The organism is Synechococcales cyanobacterium T60_A2020_003 (assembly GCA_015272205.1).
Lineage (GTDB): Bacteria > Cyanobacteriota > Cyanobacteriia > RECH01 > RECH01 > JACYMB01.
The window spans coordinates 1-11,097 of record JACYMB010000327.1 but is presented as its reverse complement, the minus strand read 5'-3'; the positions used below and the strand labels follow the sequence as shown (position 1 = coordinate 11,097).

The window sequence follows — 11,097 nt, the reverse complement described above, 5'->3', positions numbered from 1 at the left end:
ACCGACTGCACGAGTCAGCCGCAAAGATTGTACAGCATTGTTCATACTGCGTTACGCTTTAATACCACATTCGTGAACGGACAGCCAAGTCTAGCCTTGTAGCACCTGAGCACGAATGCGCTCTAGAACCTGCTGATAGGCCGCTTCCACATCGCCTAGGTCATGGCGGAACCGATCTTTGTCGAGCACCCGTTGATTAGGATCGGTAGAATCCCGATTCCACAGACGACAGGTATCTGGACTAATCTCATCCGCTAGCAGCAGGGTTTGGTCGCTGTTCAGGCCAAACTCCAGCTTGAAGTCCACCAGGGCAATACCACAAGCTGCAAAAAAATTGGAGAGAATCTGGTTAATTTGAAGCGCCATCGTCGTTAGGCGTTCCACCTGCTCAGGGGTCGCAAGCTCCAGAAGGAGCAAGCGATCGCGCGTTAGCAGCGGATCTCCTAGGGCATCATTCTTGTAGTAAAACTCCACAAGCGGCTGCTTCAGTACCGTTCCCAATTCCAACCCAGTCTGTTGACAGAGACTACCCGCCGCAATGTTCCTGACGACGACCTCTAGGGGAACAATTTTAACGGCCTGCACTCGCATTTCGCGAGGGCTGGGACAGTCAATAAAGTGGGTCGGTATCCCGTTTTGTTCGAGAAGTTTGAACAAGTAGGTCGAAATTGCACAGTTAATCTCACCTTTTCCAAGGATATTGCCCCGCTTCTGGGCATTAAACGCCGTGGCATCATCTTTAAAGTAGGTCAGTAGCACCTTCGGATCGTCGGTTGGGTAAAGAACTTTTGCCTTTCCCTCGTATAGTTTTTCTGGCATAGGACAGCGCCGCGTCGTTATCTCACATAGGGTCAAAATTTGGCATTCCCTATTTTGACAGGCGGATGGCTTTTTATGGTAGGGGGGGTTCTAGAGCCGATGACCACGGATTCTGCCATAGCTCTATACCTAGGGATGAATTTGGCTCAGGATAATGCGCAGGCGGTCATAATCATCTTTCAGCAAGGTTCCTAACATCCGCCCTGCTTCAACGAGCCAGTCCCGATCGGCTTTGCGGATCTGGTAGATCGTCCGAATCGCCGCTGCCGTCAGCGCATCTACCGGAGCTTGCCCCACCTGAAGCAGCGTTCGCAGAAAGTCCAGCGATTCACTAAACGCCAAAATTTCCTCTGGCTCGCAGTAATAAACGGCCTGATGCACTTGGGGGGGACGCGGGGGGAGGTACTGATAGATTGCGGATGGACGCGGGGCAGCAGATTTTCCGTTGCTGGGGAGGCTGGGCGTTTGAAAGCCAGCGATCGCCGCTCGAAACTCAGTCTTCAACATGGCGAAAATTTGGGGTTGCTGCTCGCGTAGCTCCTGTAGCGAAAGTCCCAGTGCCCGCGCTCGGTGGACCGAATCGATCGGAGCTGTGGTCGCGTGATACACAACCGCATAGATTTGGTTCCCCGATTCCTCATCCGATGCCTTGACCCAGCTCCCAAAAGGTGGCATCGCTGCAAAGCTTAAATCATCGGGTTCTAGACACTGCGCCAAAAACTCAGTCGTTGAGGTTTCGATCACCTCTGCAATGTAACCAGGAGCCCGCACCTGCGATGCAAATTGAGGCAAAGGGACACGCATACAACTATCTCAAAAACACCAGACCTAGAGGGTGGTCTTCCTAAATTTTGGCATGCTAGACCCAAGATCGAGCATATCCCTCCAAACCAAAAAGGTGGAGAGACTCCAAAAAATCTCTCCACCTTGACTTAAAGCATGAGCGCAAAGGCTTTACTGTATTTTACCCCCCTTAAAGGGGCGATCGCACCTACTGTAGCCTCGTTATTTGAAAGGGTTATTGCCCAAGACCTGCTCTTTCAACGCATTGAAATCGTTAGCCAGTTCCTGACGGCTAGAGGCTTTCCAGAGATAGCGATACACAAACCACGCAGAGTAGCCAAGGCCAATCAACTCCAGAAGCGGAGACAGCAGGGGGATATCATTCAGCGCACCTAAAACAGCCAAAGTTAGCTTCACAGAGATAATGGCTGCCACAATTAAGCCAACCGTCACGATGGGCTGCTTGTACTCACCAAAAAAGCCAGACAAATATTCTGGGAGCTCAGCTAGAAAAGCAGAGACCTTATCAACAATTTCCTGCCACTGCTCTTTTGCCTGTTCACCCGATGGGAATTGAGTACTTTCGATTTTGCTCGAAGCTTCTTCAAGCGATTCCGCAGAGCTGCGCAGCGCCTCAGCTGCCGCTTCCGCAGAATCGGAAATAACGTCATTCATATCTTTATTCTCATCCATAGCCACACCTTAAAAACAACAAGCTAAAGCACATTTGCTAGGAAACCATTCAACCTAGGGCAACGTACCACTCTCAACCCCTAGGGATCGGTAGCTGGTTATTCTCTCGCCCTATTGAACATATTTGACACTAAAGCAGAGTGCTAAGAAATGCAAGACGTCTTAGATAGACCCCGCGATCGCCCGGGTTGCGTCAGGCCTTGAACCTATACAACTCCTTAGAAGAGCATCGCTCGGTAGAGGCTGGGCGAACCCAAGCTTTGCGATCGAGAAACACTCAGCGAAATTGTGCATTAATCTAGCATTGATTCCAGAAAAATCAAGGCTCTAATTACAAAGTCTTTAATTCATTCCCGTGGAGGCCAACACCTAAGAGCAGCGTTCCTCCTTCACCTCAGAACGCGTTCGAGGGGGGCTTTAAATACAGGGGTAATGGGTAATCGTCTAAGCGCTTTCGCACCATCTCTATACTTCGCAGGCTAACCCAAAGACTGCACTTTGACTCACTTGTACTTAGGGCTAGACGATCATTATTTGAAATACGACAGGCATACTGGTACAACCGCACCTTTTCCGAAACATCAGCCGTCAAAAGACGGCAGAACAGTTCGTTCTGATATGCCATTCCATCCTGCACTTGACCTTCAAACCAGAACTTGAATGGAAAGATTTTGGATTCGTCTAAAACAGCAGGAATCACGATTAAACCTTGCCTCTATCGACTACAGGTTCTACCAATAGACCAGAGAAACAATGTCACACTTCGATTCATAGCATTACGTTGATCAATGCACCTATGAGGAGAACACTAATGCTGATCGGTCTTTAATAGGCTAATACGAGGCAAAGACACTTACGCTCTGGACATTCAGCACTATATATTCTTGAACTGCGAAATATTCTTGAACTGGGAGCAAACAGATACCTCATGAGTGCCCTTACGGCTAAGGACTACTATTATTTCCTTTTATGCCAGCTTTTTCCAGAGATCTCCAAAAATCTTACGGAATGTTCAAGCAAATTCGTAGAACTTAATCGATATCGTTAACATCCCTTCCGTCAACGATTCAATTTACGGCTATTGCAAAAGGAGTAGGTGCCAGGTCAGAAACCCGACGGGTGCTTTCACGGGGAAACGTTGTCAGAATCGCTTGCGCTAGAACAGTTCTGAATACGGGCATATGCGATCGCTTACCTATCAACGATATGCTAGTAGTAAGTTGTCTTTACCAAACTTAAAACTATCTTAAACGTCGCGATCGCGAGATGGGGACTCATGGCTTGCCTGTCATGGATTCTATCCCTTTAATTACGTTCACCCTCCGGCTTAAGAGATCTCATGCTAAAGCAGCAACCACCTGACATTGAAGCGCAATGGGTTTCGGTACTTCGCTTACTGCGGTGGGACAAGCCCGCTGGCCGTTTTATTCTGATGATTCCGGCTTTGTGGGCCGTGTTTTTAGCCGCTCATAGTGTCCAAGCCCACAGTTTTCCCCCCCTTCCCCTTGTTTTCGTGATCGTCTTAGGCAGTCTTGCCACCAGTGCGGCGGGATGTGTGGTGAATGATCTTTGGGATCGCAATATTGATCCCAAAGTCCAGCGAACTCAAAAGCGACCCTTAGCATCCCGTACCCTTTCCGTGCAGACCGGGATCGTTGTTCTCCTCATTGCCTTTACCTGCGCGTGGGGACTGGCGCGTTACCTCAATTCCCTCAGTTTTTGGCTGTGTGTGGCGGCGGTGCCTGTGATTGTGCTGTATCCTCTGGCTAAGCGGGTGTTTCCTGTGCCTCAGCTTGTTTTGTCGATTGCATGGGGGTTTGCCGTACTCATTAGCTGGACGGCAGTGACGGCTAGCCTGAGTCTCCCTGCTTGGCTACTCTGGGGTGCAACGGTGCTGTGGACGCTGGGGTTCGATACCGTGTATGCGATGGCCGATCGCGACGACGATCGCCGCATTGGGGTGAATTCGAGTGCGCTCTTTTTTGGCGATCGCGCGGCTGAGGCCGTAGGAATCTTTTTTGCTGGCGCTGTAGCACTCTTGGCGCTGACGGGTGTGGCTCAATCCTTAAACGTGCTGTACTGGATTTCTTGGGCGATCGCTGGCTTGGGTTGGGCCTGGCACTATTCCGAACTGCGACCTCGTAATCCCCATCCCGCGATTTACGGGCGCGTATTCCAGCAAAATGTTTGGATTGGCTTTATTTTGCTGGTGGGAATCGTTCTAGGCACCCGCTTCTAAAACTGCCAGATATCCACTAGAAAGATTAAAATAGTCTTTTTAGCGTAATCAAGAATACAATCTGTGGCTGTTTCCAACCTCTACCCCGACATGACTCAAACGCCCGTCGCTGCTGCACGGCTTGCAGCCCTGGATGATCAGCTCTCCAAACGATTCATCGCCCTTGATCCCGATGGCTACTTCATCATCTATGTAGACCACGAAGCGGGGTTAATCTGCGCTGAACATTACACCAACACCATTAATGAAAAGGGACTCGCGGTTGATCCTGAAACGGGTGGACCCCTTTGTGCCAAGGGGAGCTTGAAGCGATCGCCCACGGCCACCTTCAAAGGACGGACAGCAAAGGAACTGGGGATCAGAATTACGGAGGAGGCCGATCCCTGTCCGTTAAGTCGTCTGGATCATGCGCTATACCTGGGACGAGAATTTGTGCGCGCAGAGCAGGCGCTCATTCACGGAACTGAATACATTCAGGATTAAGCCTCCCGCAGTAAAAATGATGAAACGCCCTGATCCGTCGGGCGTTTCAACGTTTAGGTATGGACGTTAGCGTTGCCCTAGCGGACGTACCAGAAGTAGGTCACCATTGGAATAATAGTTGCCGCGATTAGTAAAACAATTACGATCAGCGTCGCGCTGTTGGTATCGGTCTCTTCAGCGCTGGTAAATGTTCCTTCGACATTGACTTTCTCGGTCACAACCGGGGGGCCGGGATCAGGCCCTCCAGATAAAACAACCGCAAGGCGATCGCTCACGTCTGAAAAGGCTTGCTGATACTTGTCCCCTTGGCGAAGCGGAACTTGCAACGTTTCCTGAGCCACACTCTCGGCGATCGCATCGGTTAGCAATGTCTTGGCTGCATCGCCGACATGAATCGCGGAGGTATTGGTGAGGTTATCGAGCAGCACAATCACCTGATTCGCCTGGGCTTCAGGCGTCGGGAACCATTTTTCAAAAAGCTTATCGACAAACGTTTGCGCGGTCTCACCGTAATCAAACCGGTGAATCGTCACATAGCGAACTTCATACCCGGTTGCATCCGCCAGTTCAGATAGCTGATTACTAAGCTTGCCTTGTACCAAACGGCTTAACACATTTGCGTCATCAATCACCCAGGTCGGATCGCCAGCGCTCAACGAGGGCATGGTGTAAACACCCGTCGCCAACGCTGGGCTGACCCAAAGCTGGGCGGAGATCAATAATCCAAAAAACGATAAAACCAGGGGGTTCAGAACACGCTGCCACCCAAATTTAGGATTGAGGAGCTGAATCATTCACGTATTATCCAATGCCTTCTCTTCAAACCATACTATACGGCGCAAACGAGGCACCACGAATCCGCGTAATGGCGGGAGATGGAATTTGGCGGCATAAAAAACATGGGGCGATCGCCCCATGCGCTACTTGAATCAAAGGTATGAACCCACGGGGCAAGCCCCGGCAGGTATTCCGCCCCAAGGGGCGAGGAATGAACCCGTAGAGATTCAACCACCGTTACAAGGAAGGAAAGGAACTGGATTAAGACGGTGTTTGCTCTGGCAACATGCACTTGTCGGAATCGCAACCTGCTGGCCCTGCTTCTACCATTTCGCCTGCATCATATCGACAAAGGGCAGTGTAGAAGTCTTCAACTTGGCGGCGATCGTGAACCTCCCGCAGCAACGTGTCGTACTGCTCCTTGGAAATCGGCTCAAACGGTAAACGCGGGAAATTTTGAAGGGCATCAAAGCGAGGCAGCAAGGCCGCTGAAATATACCCTTCATCGGTCTGAATGGCCTGATGAATGCGCTCTGCCAGCGGCTCAATTTCATCCTCACGCAGTTCAATCGTGGCCGAGGTGTTGTGAGCGGTGTAGAACTTCTGCACCTGCATATAGAAATCAAACTGTGCTAGAGCCGTGAACTTCGAGATATCAATTTCATCCGCTCCCGGCAAATTCGCCCAAGAGACCTCCACGGGCATTTCCACGAGCCATTCCGTACAGCGGGGATCAAAGGGATCATTGAGCAAATGCCCATTTTCATCCTTGTCCGACTGAGATGGCACGACCGAGTACCCGTAGTCCATGCAGGCCATCGCTACGGGATCATTCTTGCGGAAGGTAATCCGACGAATAAACCGCTGCGCCTTGGGCGGATGCCAGCCTGGACTGGCTCCGGTCAGCAAGGATTTTGTACCCGCTGGTTGAACGGTTGTACACCGATTCGGACGCTTGATGCCGTGGCGATCGCAGTACTCCCACACAACGCGATGCACGATCTCTTTCCAGCGGCTAAGGTATTCGCGTTCTTTCTCTTTAAACTCCAGCCCCTTCATCGTATCGGGACGGCCTTCTGCCCACCAACGCAGCCACTCCGTACCAAACGCCTGCACAAAGAAATCAAATAAGCCTGTGAACGAAACACCCACAATGGGGTCTTCCTCACGAGATTTTTGATAGCGTTCTTCTTGGAAGCGATGATTGAGAAGCGCCGCAACGGACAACGCCCCTGCCGTAAACGCTTTTTCCTGGCCTTCAAAGTCCTGGGGATTAAGCTGATTCAAGTGAACTTCCGCAAGGTTGCAATGGAAGTTTTGACCGACGATTTCACCGCATGGATTCAGACCGTAGCGATTCTCGCCCTGGGCACGACGCTCAGCCTCACCCGCCCACTGAATTGCCCCTTCGCCGGAGTAGAACTGTTTTCGCACCGCATCCACCGTTTCCTCTAGGTTCGGTTTACGGTGGAACACGCGGGTATGGTTCGCCATCCGCAGCACATCCCGTTCGGGATCGATGCGCCAATTGCCCTGTTCATCTTGCTGCCACAGATTTTCCTTAGCACCTGCCGCCACGAGATCAGTACTGTCAAATTGACGCATTCCCGCACTTCGGCGAATGTTGCCTGCGACCACGCAAGCCGCCGCTTCATCAATTAATAGGCAACACTCGACGGAATTTAGCTGCCGACCCACCGCTTTGTTGAGGATTTTGGCGCACCGTTCGTAGAGGTGGGGCAGGCGGATGGGGTTTGCGACGCCACCAAATCCCTTGAGTCGATCGCCCGCCGGACGCACATGGCTCAAGTCCACCGACACCTGGACGGTATCCGTAAACCGCTCATCCGTCGATAGCTCTAACAACGCTTGATAGGACTGCACCCATCCCTGACGACTATCCCCGACCCGAATCGTGACCTGGTTACCGTCCACAATCACATCCGTCGTATCTTGCCGTTCACCCACGGGGATCGTGCCAATGTCCCCTTTAATTGCCACACTCAGCGCATTGCGAATAGCAGGCAGTTGATTAATATACTTTGTCTCTAGCACCGCACCCGTGCCGCAGCCCATCATCGCCAAATCCATCATCAGGCCAAAGGATCGCCAGTCCACCACGTTCGTGCTGGTGCAGTTGTAGGCTCCAGAGAAATTTTCGGGCTTTTCGATCCAGTCTGTGCCGCCTACCCACAGCCAGCGTCCAGAGGGCAGACTCTTGAGTTGCATCTGCATATCCCGCAGCAGTGATACTTCGTCTGGGGTGAGCTTGCCAAGTTTGGCGATGCCGCCGATGGTGCGATCGCACACTTGCTCCCAGGTTTCCCGAAGGGTGGCACTATCGCCAATTCGCCGACTATAGGTTCGGAAGAAAACCGCGTTTGCGGCGGGAGCTACTTCTGGAAATTGATGAGTTGGGCGTGTTCGTTCCAAGTCTTGAACCATAGGTCACACTCTCACAGGCTGGGTATGGGGCAAAGTATGGAAAGGCGCTAGGAGTCTACATCTAGAGTCTCCTAGCGGTCTCCAATCTAAATCAACACTATATAAGCTTAACCCTGAATTTGCAATCTCGCTGTAACGAATCGGATCGATAGGGCTTGAAACCATCAAAGTACCGTTGTTCCTGTAATGAATCGGATCGATAACGTTGAAAATCAGTCAATCACTATTGTTCAACAGTAGCAAAAGCGTTCAAGCCACTTTCACTCACAACGCTACCAATAGCGTCCGGCATCAGGAAAAATAACGCGGGGAATCAGACCGACTCTACGGCGCTATTCGGATCTTCAATACGCCCGTAATCACGCCGGAGCCAGATGCCACGAATCCCCGCCGCTTTTGCACCTTGATAATCTTGCTGATAGCTATCGCCAATGTGCCATGCAGCCTCTGGAGGACACTGATGCTTTTCTAGGGCAATCTGGAAAATCTTGGAATCGGGCTTGGCCGCTCCCGTCTCCGTCGAAATGGTGACCGACGCAAAGTAATCCGCTAACCCCAACTGAGGCAAGACACTATGCAGACGGGAATCGAAGTTTGAAAGCACAGCAAGCATGACTTGGCGATCGCGCCAGTGGTTCAGCATCGGAATCACGTCAGGATAGATAAACCACGGTTTCTCCGTCGCAAAGTGGGCATAGAGATTCGCAAAGAATCCGTCAAAGTTTTCGAACTGATCGAGAACGCCAACCTGTTGAAAAGTTTGTGCGGCGATCGCCCGCCACCACGAAAATTCCCGTTCTGGAAGGTCTTCCTCAGCCACCCCTGGAAATGCCATGGCTGGAGCAGTCTTAAAGGCTTGGAAAAACGCCGTATTAATCACCTCAGCAGGCGCATCCACCCCGTAGATTAGGGCAATATCTCGGTAGACTGTACCCACGCTATCGCGAACACCAAACAACGTGCCCACCGCATCAAAAAAAATGATCTTTGGACGATTCTTCATCAGGACTTCAGTAATACATCTCGGAGAGGGGCGGCGATCCAATTCAGGCCGACTTTAATCTGGTGCTCTAACGTTGGCATTCGCCACAGGTACGCCAATCGGCGAACCACATGAGCCATTGGCCCCTCCAATTTTAGACCTAGACCGCTGAGGGTCGCATTCTCAACCCCCAGAGTCATCATTTCACCCAAATTCTGATACTTGAACGGCAGCAAGGGGCGATCGGTCAGCGACGCCCAAATATTCCAAGCTGCATAGTCCGCCTGCTGAATCGCCACCTGAGCCGTCGGGGGCATGATTTGACCGTCTGCATCGCGGCATTCCGCCAAATCTCCCACCGCAAACACATCGGGATGCTCGACAACTTGGAGCGTGGGTTCAACCATCACCTGCCCTTGCTCGTTATGCTTCACAGGCAGCGATCGCACCACCTCAGCAACTTGTGTTCCGGTTGTCCACAGCACAATATCCACGGGGATCGTATCCACCTGGCCGCGATAGTCGAGCGAAATCGTGGTAGCGGTGACTTCTGTAACTCCGGTTTCTAGATCAATCCAGACGTTGCGATCGCTCAAGGCTTTCTGAGCCGCTTCACGGTTGAAGGCGGGCGATCGCTTCAAAATATCATCCCCTTTTTCTACTAGCCGAATCCGTCCCCGTTCACCGAGGCGATCCGCCAACTTACAGGCCAACTCCACACCGCTGTAGCCGCCGCCTACGATCGCCACCCGAATCTTATCCGAGGGAGATACTTCAAACTGGCGCAGCTTTTCTTCAAGCTGATAGGCATCCTGCACTGTCCGAAACGGCAGCGCATACTCATGTACGCCAGGAATCGTTGTCGAAGGCGTGTCACCGCCCAAGGCCAGCACTAGGCGATCATAGGACTGCGGCATCCCGTCCTGGAAAATCACGGTATTGTGCTGCACATCAATGGTGCTCACCGCACCTTGTTGAAACTTAATCGATGTACCTGCCAAAAGTTCACTAAACGGCGGCGCAATTTCCCAGGTCTGCAACTCGCCCGTCAGCAACTCGTACAGGAGGGGCGAGAATAAAAAGCGATCGCGCTGATCGACCAGCACAATCTCAGGCTTGAGGTTCGAAGACCACGGCAAGCGGCTCAGGGCTAGCGCCGTATATAGTCCTCCAAAACCACCACCCAAGATATAAATTCGACGGGCTTGTTCAGTCATGGCGCATACCTCCCTGCATGGATCACTCCTCTTCAGCATAGCGACAAAACTTCACAATGACCGTGGGTCAGACAGTGCTTCACGCCTAGCGCTGCTCTGGATGGGTTGCCGCTGGAGAGTCTTGCTCTAACTCGTTGATCACCTGAATCATCTGACGCAAGCGCCCTAAATCCCGTTGGTTAAAGTACAGCACAATGCGGTGGAGAGAAGCCAGTTCTGGATCTAGTTCCTGCACAACAGGGCCACTTTTTTCAATTTTGCCCTTCACCAAAATGTCGCTGAAGGTTTCATTCAGGTAGTCCATATGGGCATCGGATAGCTCGGATTTGAGCCGCAACACGAGGCGATCGCCGACATAGCGGCTGGAGTGATACACCCGGTAAAAGCTGGTCACCATCCGACAGGCTTCGGCATTATCGTAGGTGATTTGGTAAAGACTCAAATCCTCCGGACTAATCAGTCCTGCCCCCAGCAAGTGGTCACGAATATGGCGATCCCAGCTCTTCCAGTAGCTGCCACCAGGTTGTTCCACCAAAACAATGGGAACCAGCGTCGATTTTCCAGTTTGGATGAGGGTTAAACACTCAAACACTTCATCCTGCGTGCCAAATCCGCCCGGAAACAGAACTAAGGCATCTGTTTCCCGAAGGAAAAACAGT

General features: G+C 51.7%; 11 protein-coding genes. 2 read left to right on the top strand and 9 right to left on the bottom strand.

From position 1 onward, the window contains the following. Positions 1-90 precede the first annotated feature (90 nt). The 3 genes from IGR76_16265 to IGR76_16255 form a co-directional block, all read right to left on the bottom strand. Complete coding sequence (locus IGR76_16265) at positions 91-819, bottom strand: phosphoribosylaminoimidazolesuccinocarboxamide synthase (protein MBF2080021.1); 729 nt, start codon at positions 817-819, stop codon at positions 91-93. Between the two features lie 129 nt (positions 820-948). After that, the gene (locus tag IGR76_16260; GenBank protein ID MBF2080020.1) at positions 949-1,623 is read right to left on the bottom strand and encodes a hypothetical protein; all 675 of its coding nucleotides are present in this window, start codon (positions 1,621-1,623) and stop codon (positions 949-951) included. A gap of 201 nt (positions 1,624-1,824) precedes the next feature. Further along, positions 1,825-2,277 (bottom strand): CAAD domain-containing protein, encoded by a 453-nt coding sequence (locus tag IGR76_16255; protein MBF2080019.1) that lies wholly within the window; start codon positions 2,275-2,277, stop codon positions 1,825-1,827. A gap of 1,357 nt (positions 2,278-3,634) precedes the next feature. Here IGR76_16255 and IGR76_16250 point away from each other — a divergent pair. Continuing rightward, positions 3,635-4,534: a 4-hydroxybenzoate solanesyltransferase gene (locus IGR76_16250; protein ID MBF2080018.1), complete on the top strand. Its 900-nt coding sequence runs from the start codon at positions 3,635-3,637 to the stop codon at positions 4,532-4,534. Between the two features lie 90 nt (positions 4,535-4,624). Then, positions 4,625-5,017 carry a DUF4346 domain-containing protein gene (locus tag IGR76_16245; GenBank protein ID MBF2080017.1) on the top strand — a complete coding sequence of 131 codons (393 nt, stop codon included), beginning with the start codon at positions 4,625-4,627 and terminating at the stop codon, positions 5,015-5,017. Positions 5,018-5,094: 77 nt separating this feature from the next. Here the strand turns inward: IGR76_16245 and IGR76_16240 are convergent, their stop codons facing one another. From IGR76_16240 to IGR76_16215, 6 genes are all read right to left on the bottom strand, one after another. Next, a complete protein-coding gene (locus IGR76_16240; protein ID MBF2080016.1) occupies positions 5,095-5,811 on the bottom strand; it encodes a TPM domain-containing protein in 717 nt (238 codons plus the stop codon). Positions 5,812-5,846: 35 nt separating this feature from the next. Further along, positions 5,847-6,029: a hypothetical protein gene (locus IGR76_16235; protein ID MBF2080015.1), complete on the bottom strand. Its 183-nt coding sequence runs from the start codon at positions 6,027-6,029 to the stop codon at positions 5,847-5,849. A 26-nt stretch (positions 6,030-6,055) separates the two neighbouring features. After that, complete coding sequence (nrdJ, locus tag IGR76_16230) at positions 6,056-8,239, bottom strand: ribonucleoside-triphosphate reductase, adenosylcobalamin-dependent (protein ID MBF2080014.1); 2,184 nt, start codon at positions 8,237-8,239, stop codon at positions 6,056-6,058. Positions 8,240-8,552: 313 nt separating this feature from the next. Next, complete coding sequence (locus IGR76_16225; GenBank protein MBF2080013.1) at positions 8,553-9,242, bottom strand: HAD family hydrolase; 690 nt, start codon at positions 9,240-9,242, stop codon at positions 8,553-8,555. Then, positions 9,242-10,438: an NAD(P)/FAD-dependent oxidoreductase gene (locus IGR76_16220; protein MBF2080012.1), complete on the bottom strand. Its 1,197-nt coding sequence runs from the start codon at positions 10,436-10,438 to the stop codon at positions 9,242-9,244. The genes IGR76_16225 and IGR76_16220 overlap by 1 nt, the downstream gene beginning before the upstream one ends. A gap of 85 nt (positions 10,439-10,523) precedes the next feature. Then, positions 10,524-11,097, bottom strand: a 574-nt coding sequence (locus IGR76_16215) for an LOG family protein (protein MBF2080011.1), incomplete at its 5' end; no start/stop codon positions are given.

Excerpts from the sequence above, each read along its gene's own strand:
- nrdJ (MBF2080014.1), bottom strand. The coding sequence starts at position 8,239 with ATGGTTCAAGACTTGGAACGAACACGCCCAACTCATCAATTTCCAGAA.
- IGR76_16245 (MBF2080017.1), top strand. The coding sequence starts at position 4,625 with ATGACTCAAACGCCCGTCGCTGCTGCACGGCTTGCAGCCCTGGATGAT.
- IGR76_16225 (MBF2080013.1), bottom strand. The coding sequence starts at position 9,242 with ATGAAGAATCGTCCAAAGATCATTTTTTTTGATGCGGTGGGCACGTTG.
- IGR76_16265 (MBF2080021.1), bottom strand. The coding sequence starts at position 819 with ATGCCAGAAAAACTATACGAGGGAAAGGCAAAAGTTCTTTACCCAACC.
- IGR76_16250 (MBF2080018.1), top strand. The coding sequence starts at position 3,635 with ATGCTAAAGCAGCAACCACCTGACATTGAAGCGCAATGGGTTTCGGTA.
- IGR76_16220 (MBF2080012.1), bottom strand. The coding sequence starts at position 10,438 with ATGACTGAACAAGCCCGTCGAATTTATATCTTGGGTGGTGGTTTTGGA.
- IGR76_16240 (MBF2080016.1), bottom strand. The coding sequence starts at position 5,811 with ATGATTCAGCTCCTCAATCCTAAATTTGGGTGGCAGCGTGTTCTGAAC.
- IGR76_16255 (MBF2080019.1), bottom strand. The coding sequence starts at position 2,277 with ATGAATGACGTTATTTCCGATTCTGCGGAAGCGGCAGCTGAGGCGCTG.
- IGR76_16260 (MBF2080020.1), bottom strand. The coding sequence starts at position 1,623 with ATGCGTGTCCCTTTGCCTCAATTTGCATCGCAGGTGCGGGCTCCTGGT.